The sequence below is a fragment of the Lentzea guizhouensis genome, from assembly GCF_001701025.1.
Lineage (GTDB): Bacteria > Actinomycetota > Actinomycetes > Mycobacteriales > Pseudonocardiaceae > Lentzea > Lentzea guizhouensis.
This window is the reverse complement of the sequence record NZ_CP016793.1, coordinates 3,026,539-3,043,257: the sequence shown is the minus strand read 5'-3', so window position 1 is coordinate 3,043,257 and position 16,719 is coordinate 3,026,539. Positions and strand designations below refer to the sequence as shown.

The following is a 16,719-nucleotide window of genomic DNA, read 5'->3' as shown; positions in this document are numbered from 1 at the left end:
TGATCAGCGACAACAGTCGGAGGTTCGACCTTTTGTCCTCCGACTAGGCCGTCCGATTACCGGACAGTGCTGTCCCGGTTACCGATCGTTAACTTCGGTGGACGCCTCCTGGTTAAGAGTCTGAGGACGCGAGCAGAGCCGGAGTCGTGACAGGATCGAGAGGTGGACCGCTCCGTTGTGACCAGCACCGTCCGGACGCTCTGGGACTCCGACATCGTCCCGAGCCTGTCTCAGCTCGTGGCCGTGCCCGCCGTGTCGCCCGCCTTCGACCCCGCGTGGGAAGAACACGGCGAACTGGCCGCCGCCATCGACCACGTCCGCGCCTGGATCGCCTCGCGCGACCTGCCGGGGGTGACGCTGGAAGTCGTCCAACTGGCGGGACGCACGCCACTTCTGGTGGTCGACGTGCCGGCGTCCGGTAACTCGGGCGACGACACGGTGTTGCTCTACGGACACCTCGACAAGCAGCCGCCGGTGGGCGGTTGGGGCGAGGGACTGGGCCCGTGGACCCCCGTGCTGCGTGACGGACGTCTCTACGGCCGTGGCGCGGCGGATGACGGTTACTCCGGATATGCCGCAATCGCCGCGATCGAGGCCGTGCGCGCGGCGGGCGGCTCACACGCGCGGTGCGTCGTCCTGCTGGAAACCGGCGAGGAGTCGGGTTCGCCGGATCTGCCGGCGTACTTGGAGCACTTGTCGGACCGTTTGGGCCGCGTGTCGCTGGTGGTCTGCCTGGACTCCGGCGGCTCGGACTACGACCGCATGTGGCTGACCACGTCGCTGCGCGGGTTGGTGCAGGTCACGATGACCGTGCGCGTGCTGGAGGGCGGCCTTCACTCGGGCATGGCGTCGGGCATCGTGCCGTCGTCGTTCCGCATCGCGCGCCAGCTGCTCGACCGGCTGGAGGACTCGTCGACGGGCGAGATCCTGGTGCCGGAGATGAACGTCGAGATCCCGGCTCACCGGCTCGCCGAGGTCCGGCAGGCCGTCGAGGCCGCTCCCGGTGCGCTGTGGGACCCGGTCCCGCGGGTCGGCTCGCTCCAGCCCGTCTCGGCGGACGAGGTGGAGATGGCGCTGAACTCCGGCTGGCGGCCGACCCTCTCGGTCACCGGCGCCGAGGGGCTGCCATTGCCCGATGACGCCGGCAACGTGCTGCGTCCGTACACCTCGCTCGTGCTTTCGTTCCGCCTGCCGCCGACGGCGTCGTCTTCCGCTGCTCTGGAGGCGGTGCGCACGCTGCTCACGACCGACGTGCCGTACAACGCGACCGTGGAGCTGTCGCGCGTCGAGGCCGCTGACGGGTGGAACGCGCCTGAGCTGGCCCCTTGGTTGTCGGCCACGTTGGACGAGGCGGGCAAGGAGGTGTTCGGGGCGCCTTGGCGGACGGTGTCGCTGGGTGGCTCGATCCCGTTCATGGGGCTGCTGCACGAGGCGTACCCGGAGGCGCAGTTCGTGGTCACGGGCGTGATCGGGCCGGACTCGAACTGCCACGTCCCGGACGAGTGGCTGCACCTGGCGCACGCGGCTCGGGTGACCGAGGCGGTGGCGCTGGTGCTCGACTCGCACGCGAAGCAGGGCTGACCCTTCTTTAGTGAGGATTGACTCAGACAACACGTGGGCCCCACTGAGCATGCGATTCCGTGTCGCACACTGGGGCGATGGGCGAACAAGCGGAACGGGCGCGTCTCGCGGAGTCGGGTACGCCGACCTCGCCGTGGCGGCTATGGGGGCCGTACCTCTCCGGTCGCCAGTGGGGCACGGTCCGGGAGGACTACTCGCCGGGTGGTGACGCCTGGGCGTCGTTCCCGTTCGACCACGCCCGTGCCCGTGCCTACCGGTGGGGTGAGGACGGCATCGCGGGCATCTGCGACGTGCACGGGTTCCTCAACTTCGCCCTTGCGCTGTGGAACGGCAGGGACCCGATCCTCAAGGAGCGGTACTTCGGGCTCGCCAACGAGGAGGGCAACCACGGCGAGGACGTCAAGGAGCACTGGTGGGTGACCGACGGGACGCCCACCCACTCCTGGATGCAGGTGCTCTACCGGTACCCGCAGGCCGAGTACCCGTACGGGCTGCTCAGGGAGATGGCGCGCAACGCGGGCCGGGAGAACCGGGAGCCCGAGCTCGCCGACACCGGGGTGCTCGACGAGAACCGGTTCTTCGACGTGCAGGTCACCTATGCCAAGGCCGAGACCGACGACATCTGCGTCGAGATCAGCGCGACGAACCAGGGGCCTGAGGACGCGCCGTTGCACCTGCTGCCGCAGCTGTGGTTCCGCAACACGTGGGCGTGGGGGCGGGACGGGCGGCCGTGTCAGCTGGTCGCGAGCACGACCACCGGGCGCAAGGTCACGGCTGACCACGGCAACCTCGGCCGCTACACGCTGCACCTGGACGACTCGCCGTCGTTGCTGATGACGGACAACGAGAGCAACGAGATGTCGCTCTTCGGGGCCGAGCGCAACCCGTCGCCGTGGGCCAAGGACGGCATCTGCAACTACGTGGTGCACGGGTCGACGAGCACCTGTCAGGTCGTGGGGCCCGATGACCCCGGTGCGGCCGGCACGAAGTTCGCCGCCTGGTACTCGTTCGACCCAGTTGAGCCCGGTGAGACCGTGACGATCCGGCTGCGGCTGGTCGGCGGTGACGGGCACATGGACCCGTTCGGGCAGAGCTTCGACGAGACCATGCAACAGCGAAAACTCGAAGCCGACGAGTTCCACGCCTCGATCGCGCCCGAGGCGGCACCCGAGCAGAAGCACGTGCTGAGGCGCGCGCTCGCCGGGTTGATGTGGACGAAGCAGCACTACCGGTTCCGGACGCGCGACTGGCTCGACGGCGACCCGACGAAGCCGGAAGCGCCCTCCAGCCGCAGGACCCCCGAGGCGCGCAACGTGCACTGGCGCCACCTCGACGTGGCCGACGTCATCTCGATGCCGGACGAGTGGGAGTACCCCTGGTTCGCGGCGTGGGACCTCGCGTTCCACACCATCCCGTTCACGCTGGTCGACCCGGCGTTCGCGAAGGAGCAGCTGCTGCTGTTCTGCCGTGAGTGGATGATGCACCCCAACGGCCAGATCCCCGCCTACGAGTGGGAGTTCGGCGACGTCAACCCGCCCGTGCACGCGTGGGCGGCGCTGCAGGTCTACCGCGCGGACGGCGGCCAGGACCGGCAGTTCCTGGCCAAGATCTTCCACAAGCTGCTGCTGAACTTCTCCTGGTGGGTCAACCGCAAGGACGCCGACGGCAGCTACCTGTTCGAGGGCGGCTTCCTCGGCATGGACAACATCGGGCCGGTCAACCGGTCGGAGCCGATGCTCGGCGAGTGGCGGCTGGAGCAGTCCGACGCCACGTCGTGGATGGCCGCCTACAGCCTGCACCTCATGCAGATCGCGCTGGAGCTGGCGCGCGACGACGAGTCGTACGAGGACGTGGCGACCAAGTTCGTCGAGCACTTCCTGTCGATCGCGGAGGCGTTCACGCACTTCGGCTCGTCGGGCAGCGGGATCTGGCACAACGAGGACGGCTTCTGCTACGACCGGGTCTCCCGCCGGCACCACGACGGTTCGGTCGAGTCGGAACCGGTGCGGGTGCGGTCGATGGTCGGGCTGATCCCGCTGCTGGCGTCCGCGGTGCTGGAGCCGTGGGTGCTCAGCGAGCTGCACGGGTTCACGTCCCGGCTGGAGCACCTGCTCAAGCGGCGGCCGGAGCTGCGGCAGTTCATCACCTTCCACTACGAGCGCGGCGCGTTCGTGTCGTTGCTGGACGAGCACAAGCTGCGGCGGGTGCTGCACCGGATGCTCGACGAGCAGGAGTTCCTGTCGCCGCACGGGATCCGCTCGTTGTCCGCGGCCCACCGCGAGGGCCTGGAGGTCAAGGTCGCCGGGCAGGACCACCGGATGGGCTACGAACCCGGTGAGTCGCACACGCCGATGTTCGGCGGCAACTCCAACTGGCGCGGGCCGATCTGGCTGCCCACGAACGCCCTGCTCGTCGAGGCGCTGCGCACGGTCGAGGCGTTCCACCGCGGCGAGTTCCAGGTGGAGATGCCGACGAACTCCGGGCGGGCGCTGACGGCGGGCCAGGTGGCCGACGAGCTGTCGGACCGGCTGATCGGGCTGTTCCTGCCCGACCACGACGGCAGGCGGCCCTCGGACGGCAAGCGGATCGAGGCCTCGGAGTCACCGTTGTGGCGGCGGCACGTGACGTTCAGCGAGTACTTCGACGGCGACACCGGCGAGGGGCTCGGCGCGACGCACCAAACGGGGTGGACTGCATTGGTGGCCGGGTTGCTGACCGAACGCTCGCACTGAGTGTGTGTCCCGTGATCAAATCCTGATCAAGAAAGCGCTTGCACATGGTCACCATTCGTGTGCAATACGTGCAGAGGTTGTGTGATCTGAGCCAATCCGCGCAACATCCTGCGGCCAAACCGTCGATGAAACGCAAAATTGTTGCAGCGGCGTGTCCTGTAACACGCACGTGCTGTCCACCACGTCACCCGGGTGGCAGTATCCCGTTCACTCGTCCGCAACAGTTACGAGGAGTGACGCAGTGGCTCGTCCAACCAGGCACGTGCTCGCCCTACTGCCCGCAGCGGCCCTAGCGCTGACCGCGCTGGCCGGTTGCGCGACGAGCACCAACAGCGGCAGTGGCACCAGCGACAGCGGGGTGACGCTCGTCAAGGCCGGCAAGCTCGTCACCTGCACGCACCTGTCCTACAAGCCCTTCCAGTACAGCGAGGGCGACAAGACGGTCGGCTTCGACGTCGACCTGGTGGACCTGGTCGCGAAGAAGCTGAACGTGCAGCAGGAGATCCTGGACACCGCGTTCGAGGGCATCCAGAACGGTCAGAGCCTCAACGTGGGTGACTGCGACGTGGCTGCCGCGGCCATGACGATCACCGACGTCCGCAAGCAGGCGATCGACTTCTCCGACCCGTACTTCGACGCCGAGCAGGCGCTGCTCGTGAAGAAGGGCACCGGGTACAAGGACCTGGCCGCGCTGAAGGGCAAGAGGCTCGGCGTGCAGCAGTCCACCACCGGTGAGGAGTACGCGAACAAGAACAAGGACCAGTTCGGGTACGAGGTCGTCCAGTTCGAGGACCTGACGCTGCAGGAGACCGCGGTCCGCACGGGCTCGATCGACGCCGCGATCAACGACAACGGCCCGCTGTACGACTACGCCAAGGAGTTCCCCGAGACCGAGGTGACGACGGAGTTCTCGACCGGGGACAAGTACGGCATCGGCGTCAAGAAGGGCAACAAGGCCCTGCTCGACACCATCAACCAGGTGTTGAAGGACGCGAAGGCCAGCGGCGAGTACGACAAGATCTACGAGAAGTGGTTCGGCAAGAAGCCGGCAGCGAAGTAAGCGGCTTTCAGCGGGGTCGGCAGGTTCCCTGCCGACCCCGTCTTACGTTCGGACCCAACCCCGCTAGGAGCCACAAATGGCGCTGTCCAAGCGAAAGCGCGCCACATACTTCCGACAGGCCCAGTACGGCCTGCTGATCGTCATCGCGCTGGTCGTGGCGTTCACCGCGAACTGGTCGGAGATCGGTCGCACGTTCTTCAACGTGAAGACCGCGGGCGACATGTTCCCCGATCTGGTCACGGTCGCGCTGAAGAACACCATTCTCTACTCCGTCTTCGGGTTCGCGCTCGCACTGGCGCTCGGTCTCGTGCTGGCGCTGATGAAGATGTCCTCGGTGGCGCCGTACCGGTGGATCGCCACCGGCTACATCGAGTTCTTCCGCGGCGTCCCCGCGCTGCTCGTGTTCCTCGCGTTCACCGTGGCGGTGCCGCTGGCGTTCCAGCTGAAGTTCACCGACCTCTCCGTCGTGAGCCTGGCGCTCGGTCTCGTCGGTGCGGCCTACATCGCGGAGACGATCCGCGCGGGCATCCAGGCGGTGCCGAAGGGCCAGATCGAGGCGGCGCGTTCGCTCGGCATGTCACGTGGCCGCGCGATGGTCACGGTCGTGATCCCGCAGGCGTTCCGGATCATCCTGCCGCCGCTGACCAACGAGATGATCCTGCTCGTCAAGGACTCGTCGCTGGTCTACATCATCGGCCTGTCGCGCGACCAGTACGAGCTGCTGAAGTTCGGCCGCGAGTTCCTCAGCCGCAGCCCGACGCTGACGCCGATCCTGGTCGTCGGTGTGACGTACCTGATCATCACGCTGCCGCTCGGATATCTGTCGCGGTACCTGGAGCGCCGCTCCGGCGGGAAGAAGGTGGCCGTCGTATGAGCGACATCTGTGTCGAGATCACCGGTCTGAAGAAGTCGTTCGGCCCGCTCGAGGTCCTCAAGAACATCGACCTGCAGGTCAACCGGGGCGACGTGGTCTGCATCATCGGCCCGTCCGGCTCCGGCAAGTCGACGTTGCTGCGCTGTGTGAACCTGCTCGAGGAGCCGAACGGCGGCAAGGTCGTCGTCAACGGTGTCGAGCTCACCGACCCGGACGTCGACATCGACCTCGCGCGCACGAAGATCGGCATGGTCTTCCAGTCGTTCAACCTGTTCTCCCACCTCAACGTGCTGAACAACCTCACCGTGGCGCAGCGCAAGGTGCTCAAGCGCGATGAGAGGGAAGCGCAGGAGATCGGCCTGCGCAACCTGGAGCGCGTGGGGTTGTCGGAGAAGGCGAACTCCATGCCCGCGCAGCTCTCCGGTGGCCAGCAGCAGCGCGTGGCGATCGCCCGCGCGCTGTCGATGGACCCCGAGGTGATGCTGTTCGACGAGCCCACCTCGGCGCTCGACCCGGAGCTCGTCGGCGACGTGCTCGGCGTCATGCGCCAGCTCGCCGACGAGGGCATGACGATGCTGGTGGTCACGCACGAGATGCAGTTCGCCCGCGAGGTCGCCGACAAGGTGATCTTCATGGACGGCGGCTACATCGTCGAGGCCGGTCCGGCCGACGAGGTGATCGGCAACCCGCAGGAGGAGCGCACCAAGTCGTTCCTGTCGCGTGTGCTCGACCCGACGCACCAGGGGCCTGCCGCGTAGTACGACCGGTTCCTCCTGATCGACCTCGCGACGCGGGCCCGCCCGGCACACTGGTGTGGTGGCCACGCAGAAGAGGCTCCCTGCGGCTGACGTACTGCGCGGCCTGGGGGAGAACGAGAACGGCTCAGGTGGTGGCGGGTGGCGGTTGCCGCGGCGCAGGCCGAGCACCCCACCCGTCATCCGCGTCGTGGACAGGGTCGTCACCGACGTGCTCGACCTGCGCGCGGTCGAGGTGCCGTACGTGCTGGAGTTCGAGCGCTGCCGGTTCGAGGCACCGCCCGACCTGCGTCAGGCGAACCTCGCCGGGATCTCGTTCAGCGACTGCGACCTGCCGGGTCTGGAGGCGCGCAACCTCAGTAGCAGCAACGACGTGTCCCTGCTCGGCTGCCGGGTCACCGGGCTGGTCGACCTGACCGACGCCGAGATCGCGGGCTCGGTCCTGTTGCGCGACAGCAGGTTCAGCGTTCCCGGCGGGTTGTGCGTGCACGCGGACCGGCTGACGCTCGCCGGCGCGCTGCTCGGGTTCGGCATCCACACCGAGGGCGAGATCCGGCTCGCGGGCGCGCGGATCGGCGGCAACATCAACCTCGTCACGGCCCAGCTGCGCCACGCCGACGGTTTCACGTTGAACGGCAACGGCATGCAGGTCGGCGGCAACTTCCTGGGCACGCTCACCTCGCACGGCGTGGTGTTCCTCGCGAACGCCAGGATCAGCTCGGCGCTGTCGATGCGCGGCGCGGTGCTCTCGCGCGGTTCGGACTTCGAGGAGACGACCGACCCGCACGCGGACCCGTCGGCCACGCTGGTGCTGGACCGGGTCGACGTGTCCGGCGACGTGGAGCTGGACCGCGACTTCACCAGCGCGGGCACCGTGCGCCTGGTGAACGCGAAGATCGGCGGCACGTTGTCGCTGGCCGATGCCGTCCTGGACGCCGTGTCACCGCCCGCCGTCGGCACCGAGCCGACCGGCTCCGGGCGCGCGTTGCACGTCGACGGCGCGGAGATCGGCGGTGACGTCGTGGGCCGCGGTGTGCGGATCTCGGGCCAGCTGCGGATGGTCGACACGCACGTGCGCGGCAGCATCACCGTCGAGCGCGCCACTGTGGACAACCCGTTCGCCGACGCCGTGCTGGCCAACCGCACCCGCGTGGGCAGCAACTTCGTGGTGCGCGAGTCGAACGTCTCCGGCGGGCTGGAGCTGCGCGGGATCACCGTCGGCGCGAACCTCGACCTGCGCGGCAGCCGCCTGACCAAGCCGGGCAAGTACCGCCACCAGCCGCGCGAGAAGCCGTCGCTGGACATCGGCGGCGCCACGATCGGCCGCGACCTCATCTGCGCGCGCGGCGAGAAGGAGTTCGTGGCGCACGGCGGTGTGCGGTGCCGGCGCGCGGTGATCGGCCGCATGGCGAACTTCAACGGCGGCGTGCTCGGCTACAAGCTCGACAGCCACGCGTTGAACGCGATGGGCATGCAGGTCCAGGAGCTGATGCTCAACGTGGTGTCGCCGCCGAAGGGCCTGGTGACGTTGCGGCAGGCGCGCTGCACGTCGTTGGACGACAACGAGAACTTCTGGAACGCCACCGGTTTCATCGACCTCGACGACTTCCGCTACGACTCGCTGGCCCGCCCGATCGACCTGCGCGACGACGCCCAGGTCGAGCAACGCCTGCGCTGGTTGCGGCACGCGATGCGGCGCAGCTACCACCCGCGCCCCTACGACCAGTTCGCCGAGATGCTGACCGCGGCCGGCAACGAGGAGCACGCCTCGACCGTGCTGATCGAGAAGCAACGCCTGCGGTACCGCGCGGTCGCCGAGGGCATGCGGTTCCTCGGACCGCTGGTGCTGCTGTGGAGCTTCCTGCAGCGTTCGATGGTCGGCTACGGCTACCGTCCGGCGCGCGCGTTGGGGTGGCTGATCACGGCGTGGCTGATCGGCAGCGTCTGGTTCCAGTACAAGGGCCCGCTGGTGCCGATCAACGAGGACGACCACCTGCCGTGGAACGCGTGGCTCTACACGATCGACCTGGTCGTGCCCATCGTCGACTTCGGCAACAAGAACCGCTGGCAGACGCCGGGCACGTCGATGTGGATCGCGTCCGGCCTGATCGTGTCCGGCTGGGTGCTGGCCACCACCGTCGCCGCCGGCCTCACCCGCATGTTGAAGCGATGACTCCACCATCGGGGTATTTCGTCTGGGCCCCAACGGTGGTGCGATCGTCTGCGTGATCGCCGCCGAGTCGACCGAGCTCTTCGCCGGACCTCGGACCGCGCTGCTCCAGGTCGTGCGGGTGATCGCGCCGGAACTTCGCGGCCCGGTGCACGCCCACGTGACCGGTCCGGGCCTGCACTCGGCACGCCACGGCGGCTCGCTGCGCTCGGGCCCGTTCGGCTACGAGGTGGGCGTCGACGTCTCGGAACACGACCGCGGCTCGGTGGTGCCGGCGGTGGCTGTCGTGCGGTCGGGCCCCGCCGAGTTCTCGTGCGCGTTTTCGCTGGTGGTGGGCTCGCCGGGGTGGACGGTGCACCTCGTGGGGCAGGTGGCGGGCGACGCGCCGTTCGAGGTGGTGCGCGCGCACCTGGACCTGGCGCTGACCGATCCCGTGTACCGGTTCGCGGTGACGTCGGTGGAACTGCTGCAGCCGTACTGGGACACGTTCCCCTCGCACCGGTCGTTGCTGCTGCGGCTGATCGACGAGGGCCGCGTCGAGGTGGTCGGGTCGGCGTCCAATGTGGTCGGTGTGGCGCCGCTGCTGCCGTCGTTGCCGGCCGGGGTGGAGCTGGAGGCGACGTCGCTGGCGGAGGCTTCGCGGTCGGTCTACTCGTCGTTCCTGGCGCTGCGAACGGGCGGGGCGCCGCACGTGATGATGCCCGTCGGGTCGGCGCGGTCGGCTCCGAACCCGTGGGTGACCGCTGTGCACCACGACTGGAACGCGCGGTACACCTGGCCGCGGGTCGTGTGCTCGTTGCCGCGTGATTACTACGTGCGCGGGTCTGTTCCGTTGCCTGCTGCACCGGTGGACTCGTGTGCGGCGGCGGTGTTCGCTTCTCATGCGGCTCGGTTGACCGGGGCCGCTTATCCGGCTGCCGCGTTGGACCGTGCGTCTGCGGCGCATCCGCGGGAGGCATTCGAGCTGCGTGCCGAGGTGGTTTCGCGGTCGCTGGCGGCGCTGACGTCCACTGTGGACTCTGCTGTGACGGTGTGGAACCCGTCGGCGATGGCGGTCACCGATGTCGTGACGGTGCGGTTGGACTCGTTCCGGAACGTGCACGTGTCCGACGGTTCGGCGCTGCCGACGTTGGTGGACGGGATGTCGGTGACGTTCCTGGCGCGGGACGTGCCGGCTTTCGGGTGGCGGACGTACTCGCTCGTCGAGGATTCCGTTGATCATGGCTGGAAGCCTGCGCATGGCGTGGAGATCGCTTCCACGCACTTCGTGTTGTCGTGTGATCCGGTTGCTTCGTTGGTGGCGGTGGATGGTCCGGCGCTGGAGCCGCCCGAGTTGGCCGGGCCGGTGTCGGTGTGGGTTTGTGAGGTCGGCGAGAAGATGGTCGGGTCGTCGACTTTCGTTCTGTGGAACGAGGTTCCGCACCTCGGGCCGTCGTTGTTGTTCGGCGTTCTGGGTTCGCGGTCGCCTTCTGCCGGGTCGCTGCCCGCGGTGCCGACGCGGTTGGCGTTGGCCGGGCCGCCGTTGGGGCCTTCCGGTCCTTCGGTGACGCCGGTGTTCGCGCGGTACTGGTTGCACGAGCCGGCGCCGTTGGGCGGCTTGGCGGCGAACGTGCGGCTGGAGGTGGTGTCGCCGACGCTGCTGCGGGTCGTGGTGATGTCGGACGGCCCGGCGTTCGCCGGGTCGGTGGAGTTGGTGCTGCCTCCTGGGTGGTCGGCGTCGTGGACCTCGCTGCCGGTTTCGGTGGAGGCCGGGGCGTATGTGACTTTGGAGGTGCGGTTGCGGCCGTCTGTCACGCCTGGGTGTTATCCGGTGCGGGCGGTGTTGCACGGGTTGAGGTTTCTGGTTGAGGACGTGGTGTTGCTGACGGTGCCGGAGTGGGACTTCGAGGATCCGGTTGCGGTGTTGTGGATCGCGTCGTCACCTTCGGTGGTGTCGGTTTCGCCTGGTACGTCGGCTTTGTTGCGGGTGGAGGTGGCTTCGGGGGCTCTGGGGGTGCTGCCGGTGCGGGCTTGGGTGTTGTCGCCGCGGGCGTCGTGGGAGTTGGTGGGGCCGTTCTGCGTGGCTGGGGAGGTGCCGGTGCAGGGGCGTGTCGGGGTGGAGTTCACGGTGGAGGCGCCGGAGTGGGCTTCGGCTGGGGCGTGGTCGGCGGTGGTAAAGGTTGCCGCTGGGGAGTTGGTTGCGGTGACGCCGGTGATCCGGCTGGAAGTGGTGGGGTGAGGCGGGGTTCCGCGGTGGTGGGCGGGCGTGCTGCGGTGGTGGCCGGCGTGCTGCGGTGGTGGGTGGGGTGTGCTGCGGCTGGGTGAGTCGCCGGTTGTGCCTGCTGGGGTTCGGTGGGGCGAAATCGCTGGTTAGGATCGGTGACCGTGACTGATCTGGTGCTGGCACTGGACTTCGGCGGCACCAAGATCGCCGCGGCCTTGGTCGACCCTTCCGGTTCCGTGGTGCGAACCGCCCGCGTGCCCACGCCGGCCGCGGACCCGTGGCCCGCGGTGTCGTCGCTGCTCTCCTCGGTGGTGGCCGACGTCGCGGTGGCCGGGGTCGGAATCGCCTCCGCGGGCCCGGTCGACACGACGCGCGGGACGGTGTCGCCGATCAACGTCCCGTCGTGGCAGGACTTCCCGCTGCGCGACTCGGTGGCGTCGCTGTTCCCGGGGGTGCCGGTGGAGCTCGCGGGCGACGGCGTGTGCATGGCGCTCGGCGAACACTGGCGCGGCGCCGGGCGGGGCAGCCGGTTCATGGTCGGCCTGGTGGTGTCGACCGGCGTCGGCGGCGGGCTGGTGCTCGACGGGCAACCGTTCGGCGGGCGGACCGGGAACGCCGGCCACATCGGCCACATCGTGGTGGAACCGGACGGGCAACCGTGCTCGTGCGGTGGGCGCGGGTGCGTGGAGACGGTCGCGGGCGGGCCGCGGATGGTGGCCTGGGCACGGCACGCGGGGTGGCCGGCGCCGGATGACGCGGATGCCGCGTTGCTGGCTGCCGCGGCGCTGGCGGGGGAGGAGATTCCGCTGGCGGCGTTCGAGCGGGCCGGGCAGGCGGTCGGGGTGGCGATCGCGGGGCTGCGGCGGTGTGTGACCTGGAGGTTGCGGTGGTTGGGGGTGGGGTGGCTCAGGCTGGGGAGTTGTTGTTCGAGCCGGTGCGGCGGGCGTTGAAGGTGCATGCCGGGTTGTCGTACTTGGGTGGGCTTGAGGTGCGGGCGGCGGAGTTGGGTGGGCAGGCTGGGTTGGTGGGGGCGGCGGCGTTGGTTCAGGCTCGGTGATCGGCGGGCCGTTCCGGGCTTTCTTTGGGGCCCGCCGTTCCGGCGGGCGCGTGGGTTTCGTGGGTCGTCCCCCGGTTGCGTCGGCGGTTCCTGTTGGGAGTTCGTGGGTGGTTGGGGTGGGTGCGGGTGTGGCGGGTGCGTGGGGCCTCCGGCGGCGGGGGACTCCGTCCCCCTCGACCCCCTGACAATCTGATCAAAAACCGGGCCGGCGCCGGGAGCGGGTTGATGGCACGCCGGTTGCGTACGGCGGCTTGCGGCTGTGTAGGGGTGTGCGTTGGTGGTGTGGTTTCGTCCCGAGTCGCACCACCCCAGGCCAGCGAGAAAACAGGAGCTTGACCGGTGGGGAGAGACAGGAGCCCAACCGGCAGCCGGGCAAACACGAGCCCGACCCGCCGGGCAAAACAGGAGCCCGACCCGGCCAGCGACAAACAGGAGCTCGACCCGGCAGGCCACAAACAGGAGCTCGACTGGGCAGGCGGCGAACAGGTCCTGGCCGGGTGAAGGTGGGAACGTCTGCCTGGCCTGGGGGTCGGGTCGAGCTCGGGGTGAGCATCGTCGCCTCCTTTCCGCGCGTTTCCCTATCTGCGGGCGCTGGTGACCGTGAGGTCGTGACGCCATACAGACGAGGCCCTGCGTGGATCAGGACGACGTTCACCCGATCGAGTGGGGCGCAGCGGAAGAGGTGCGGTTAGACCGCGTGGCGGGCGTGGTGGAGAGGGGATTCGACTCGGGAGACCACCACGCCCGCTGCTTCCAGGGCCGTGCGGACTGTGCGGGCGGTGGTGGTGGCGTTCGGGGTGTCGCCGTGGAGGCAGATCGAGTCTGCTTGGAGGCGGACTGGGCGGCCGGTGATGCTGCGGACCCAGCCTTCGGTGGCCAGTTGGACGCAGCGGGCGGCGATTTCTGTTGGGTTGGTGAGGACTGCGCCTGGTTCTGTGCGGGGGACGAGGGTGCCGGCGGAGGTGTAGGCGCGGTCGGCGAAGGCTTCGTGCCAGGTGCGGAGGCCGGCTACTGCGGCTCGTTTCAGCCAGACGGCGCCGGGTGGGCCGAGGACTGCGAGTGAGGGGTCGAAGAGGCGGACGGCGTCTACTACTGCGTCGGCCTGGGGCTCGTGGCGGACGAGGGTGTTGTAGAGGGCTCCGTGTGGTTTTACGTAGGAGATGCGGGTGCCGACGGTGCGGGCGAAGGTGGAGAGGGCGCCGAGCTGGGCCAGGACCTCGTTGGTGAGGGTGTCGGGGGCGACGTCGATGAAGCGGCGGCCGAAGCCTGGGAGGTCGCGGTAGCCGATGTGGGCGCCGATCGTGACGCCTGCTTCTGCGGCGAGGGTGCAGGTGGTGCGCATCGTGTCGGGGTCGCCGGCGTGGTGGCCGCAGGCGATGTTCGCGCTGGTCACGATGGAGAGGAGGGTGGCGTCGTCGCCGAGGGTCCAGTGGCCGAAGCCCTCGCCGAGGTCTGCGTTCAGGTCCACGGGTCAACCCCTTCGGGAACGAGCTAGGATTGTGGGATTGTTGAACGATTCTACGATACGGCAATAGAACGATCCTGCAAATAGACTGAACGGCGTGACCGAGACGTGGGTGTCGACGCTGGCGCAGGGCAAGGGTGACCTGGAGCGGGCGAGTACCGCGCAGAAGGTTGCGGACATGCTGCGGGAGCGGGTGCTCGACGGGGAGCTGGCACCGGGGTTGCGGCTCAGCGAAGAGGCGATCGGTGGGGCGCTGGGGGTCAGTCGGAACACGTTGCGGGAGGCTTTTCGGCTGCTCACGCGGGATCGGATCTTGGTGCATGAGCACAGTCGCGGTGTTTTTGTGCGGACGCCGACCGGTGAGGACGTGCGTGACCTGTACGCGGCGCGGCGGGTGATCGAGTGCGGGGCGTTGCAGAGGTGGGGCGACGTCGACGAGGTGCGGCGGGATGCGGTGCGGGGGCCGGTCGAGGAGGCGCTCGCGCACGGGGCGAAGAAGGACTGGGCGCGGGTGGGGACTGCGAACGTGCGGTTCCACCGGGGGATCGTGGGGCTGGCGGGCAGCAGCCGGTTGAGTGAGGAGTCGGACCGGTTGTTCGCCGAGCTCATGCTGGCGTTCCGGGTGGTCAGCGACCCCAAACGGTTGCACATGGCGTACCTGCCGCTCAACCGGGAGATCGTCGAGCTGCTCAACGCCGGGGACGTGGACCGGGCCACGGGCAAGCTGCGGGAGTACTTCGACCTCGCCGAGGCGGACCTGGTCGTGCAGCTCGAGGAAGCGCAGCGCTGACAGCCCAAAGAAACTGTTAAGCGGAGTGCAACGATTCCGATCAGCGGGCTGACGGACCGTGTCATCAGGCCTAACATCCGCGCAACACCGCGTACACGGAGGGCCACCATGCCGTCGGAATCCAAGACCGGCTTGCGCTGGAGCAACTGGAACCTGTTGCTGATAGTCCCGCTGCTGATGCTCATCACGCCGTGGTTCAACATGGACGAGCCCCGCGTCTTCGGGCTCCCGTTCTTCTACTGGTACCAGTTCGTGTTCGTGCCGCTCGGCGTTCTGGCCGTCGGCCTGGTCTACATCAAGACCAAGGACGAGCCGGTCGTCACCGGCAAGCCGGACAAGCTCGGTGTGGACGACCTGGATGAGGGAGCGAACTGATGCAGTGGACCGAGCTGATCGTCTTCAGCGCCCTCTTCCTGCTCGTCACGGTCATGGGCTTCGTCGCCGCGCGGTGGCAGAAGGGCGAGACCCTCGACCACCTCGACGAGTGGGGGCTGGGCGGCCGCAAGTTCGGCAGTTGGATCACGTGGTTCCTGGTCGGTGGCGACCTCTACACCGCGTACACGTTCGTTGCGGTGCCCGCGCTGATGTTCGGTGCCGGCGCGACCGGGTTCTTCGCGTTGCCGTACACGGTGATCCTGTACCCCATCGTGTTCCTGCCGCTGGTGCGCATGTGGTCGGTGAGCCGCGTGCACGGTTACGTCACGCCCGCTGACTTCGTGAAGGGCCGCTACGGCTCGCACTGGCTCGCGTTGCTGATCGCGGTCACCGGCATCGTCGCGACCATGCCGTACATCGCGCTGCAGCTCGTCGGTCTGGAGGCCGTGCTGCGGTCGATGGGCCTCAACGGCTCCGGCATCCTCGGCCACCTGCCGCTGTTCATCGCGTTCGTGATCCTCGCGCTCTACACCTACCAGTCGGGTCTGCGGGCGCCGGCGCTGATCGCGTTCGTCAAGGACATCCTGATCTACATCGTCATCCTCGTGGCGATCGTCTACCTGCCGGCGAAGTTCGGCGGCTGGGGCGAGATCTTCAACGACGCGCAGGCCAAGTTCGACGCGACGCCGACGCCGAACGACGGCATTCTGCTGAACAGCAACAACCAGCTGCAGTACGCGACGCTGGCGCTGGGAAGCGCACTCGCGCTGTTCATCTACCCGCACTCGCTGACCGGCATCCTCGCGAGCCGCGGCCGCAACGTCATCAAGCGCAACATGGTGGCGCTGCCGGCGTACTCGCTGGTGCTGGGTCTGCTGGCGCTGCTCGGTTACGTCGCGATCAGCGCGGGCACCAAGCCGATCGTCAACCAGGCGACCGGCCGTCCCGACACCAACACGATCGTGCCGGAGCTCTTCGGCCAGAACTTCCCGTCGTGGTTCGCGGGCATCGCGTTCGCGGCCATCGGCATCGGTGCGCTCGTGCCCGCGGCGATCATGTCGATCGCGGCGGCGAACCTGTGGACGCGCAACGTCTACAAGGAGTACCTGAAGAAGAACGCCACCCCGGCGGAGGAGGCGAAGCAGGCCAAGCTGGCGAGCCTCGTCGTGAAGTTCGGCGCGGTCGCGTTCATCGTGTTCGTCGACCCGCAGTTCTCGATCGACCTGCAGCTCATCGGTGGTGTGATGATCCTGCAGACGCTGCCGGCGGTCGCGATCGCGCTGTACACCCGCTGGTTCCACGTCTACGGCCTGATCGCGGGCTGGATCGCCGGCATGGGTTACGGCATGTGGTTGCTCTACAACATCGGCAACCCGGCCATCGGCAAGGCGCACTTCGCCGGGTCGGCACTGCCGCTGGGCAAGCTGTCGATCTTCGGCTGGCACCCGTTCGGCGGCTCGACCGTGCAGATCTACGTCGGCATCATCGCGCTGACGGTCAACCTGCTGGTCGCGGTGATCGCCACGCTGATCGCCAGGAAGCTCAAGGCCTTCAACGGCACCGACCAGACGGACCCGTCGGACTACCACGTCGACGAGGACAGCCCTCGGGTCAAGCCGGTGGCCGCGCACTGACGCCATACAAGACGCAGAGTTAA

The 16,719-nt window shown here is 68.4% G+C and carries 11 protein-coding genes and 1 pseudogene; 11 read left to right on the top strand and 1 reads right to left on the bottom strand.

The features are described 5' to 3' along the window. Window positions 1-162 precede the first annotated feature (162 nt). The 8 genes and pseudogenes from BBK82_RS15160 (at window position 163) to BBK82_RS15125 (ending at window position 12,432) form a co-directional block, all read left to right on the top strand. A complete protein-coding gene (locus tag BBK82_RS15160) occupies window positions 163-1,581 on the top strand; it encodes a M20/M25/M40 family metallo-hydrolase (RefSeq protein WP_065915600.1) in 1,419 nt (472 codons plus the stop codon). Between the two features lie 77 nt (window positions 1,582-1,658). Continuing rightward, complete coding sequence (locus BBK82_RS15155; RefSeq protein WP_065915599.1) at window positions 1,659-4,313, top strand: MGH1-like glycoside hydrolase domain-containing protein; 2,655 nt, start codon at window positions 1,659-1,661, stop codon at window positions 4,311-4,313. 241 nt (window positions 4,314-4,554) lie between these two features. Continuing rightward, window positions 4,555-5,373, top strand: a complete 819-nt coding sequence (locus BBK82_RS15150) for a transporter substrate-binding domain-containing protein (protein ID WP_065915598.1) — start codon at window positions 4,555-4,557, stop codon at window positions 5,371-5,373. Window positions 5,374-5,449: 76 nt separating this feature from the next. Continuing rightward, window positions 5,450-6,247: an amino acid ABC transporter permease gene (locus tag BBK82_RS15145; RefSeq protein ID WP_065915597.1), complete on the top strand. Its 798-nt coding sequence runs from the start codon at window positions 5,450-5,452 to the stop codon at window positions 6,245-6,247. Further along, window positions 6,244-7,005, top strand: a complete 762-nt coding sequence (locus BBK82_RS15140; RefSeq protein WP_065915596.1) for an amino acid ABC transporter ATP-binding protein — start codon at window positions 6,244-6,246, stop codon at window positions 7,003-7,005. Before BBK82_RS15145 ends, BBK82_RS15140 begins: the two co-directional genes overlap by 4 nt. A gap of 58 nt (window positions 7,006-7,063) precedes the next feature. Next, a complete protein-coding gene (locus BBK82_RS15135; RefSeq protein ID WP_237048204.1) occupies window positions 7,064-9,175 on the top strand; it encodes a translocation/assembly module TamB domain-containing protein in 2,112 nt (703 codons plus the stop codon). A 52-nt stretch (window positions 9,176-9,227) separates the two neighbouring features. Next, on the top strand, window positions 9,228-11,390 hold the full coding sequence (locus BBK82_RS15130; protein WP_065915594.1) for an NEW3 domain-containing protein: 2,163 nt from the start codon (window positions 9,228-9,230) through the stop codon (window positions 11,388-11,390). 113 nt (window positions 11,391-11,503) lie between these two features. After that, window positions 11,504-12,432 (top strand): annotated as a pseudogene (locus BBK82_RS15125) (ROK family protein). 688 nt (window positions 12,433-13,120) lie between these two features. On the opposite strand, the gene BBK82_RS15120 reads toward BBK82_RS15125, so the two are convergent. After that, a complete protein-coding gene (locus BBK82_RS15120) occupies window positions 13,121-13,900 on the bottom strand; it encodes a LamB/YcsF family protein (protein ID WP_065915593.1) in 780 nt (259 codons plus the stop codon). Between the two features lie 94 nt (window positions 13,901-13,994). On the opposite strand from BBK82_RS15120, the gene BBK82_RS15115 reads away from it, so the two are divergent. From BBK82_RS15115 to mctP, 3 genes are all read left to right on the top strand, one after another. After that, window positions 13,995-14,687, top strand: coding sequence for a GntR family transcriptional regulator (locus BBK82_RS15115; protein WP_065915592.1), 693 nt, complete (start codon window positions 13,995-13,997; stop codon window positions 14,685-14,687). A gap of 108 nt (window positions 14,688-14,795) precedes the next feature. Then, the gene (locus BBK82_RS15110) at window positions 14,796-15,062 is read left to right on the top strand and encodes a DUF3311 domain-containing protein (RefSeq protein WP_065915591.1); all 267 of its coding nucleotides are present in this window, start codon (window positions 14,796-14,798) and stop codon (window positions 15,060-15,062) included. Beyond that, the gene (gene mctP / locus BBK82_RS15105) at window positions 15,062-16,696 is read left to right on the top strand and encodes a monocarboxylate uptake permease MctP (RefSeq protein ID WP_065915590.1); all 1,635 of its coding nucleotides are present in this window, start codon (window positions 15,062-15,064) and stop codon (window positions 16,694-16,696) included. The genes BBK82_RS15110 and mctP overlap by 1 nt, the downstream gene beginning before the upstream one ends. The last annotated feature ends 23 nt before the right edge of the window (window positions 16,697-16,719 follow it).

What these genes read in the sequence shown, in the direction of transcription:
- BBK82_RS15110 (WP_065915591.1), top strand. Translation starts at nt 14,796, where the DNA reads ATGCCGTCGGAATCCAAGACCGGCTTGCGCTGGAGCAACTGGAACCTG.
- BBK82_RS15140 (WP_065915596.1), top strand. Translation starts at nt 6,244, where the DNA reads ATGAGCGACATCTGTGTCGAGATCACCGGTCTGAAGAAGTCGTTCGGC.
- BBK82_RS15145 (WP_065915597.1), top strand. Translation starts at nt 5,450, where the DNA reads ATGGCGCTGTCCAAGCGAAAGCGCGCCACATACTTCCGACAGGCCCAG.
- BBK82_RS15155 (WP_065915599.1), top strand. Translation starts at nt 1,659, where the DNA reads ATGGGCGAACAAGCGGAACGGGCGCGTCTCGCGGAGTCGGGTACGCCG.
- mctP (WP_065915590.1), top strand. Translation starts at nt 15,062, where the DNA reads ATGCAGTGGACCGAGCTGATCGTCTTCAGCGCCCTCTTCCTGCTCGTC.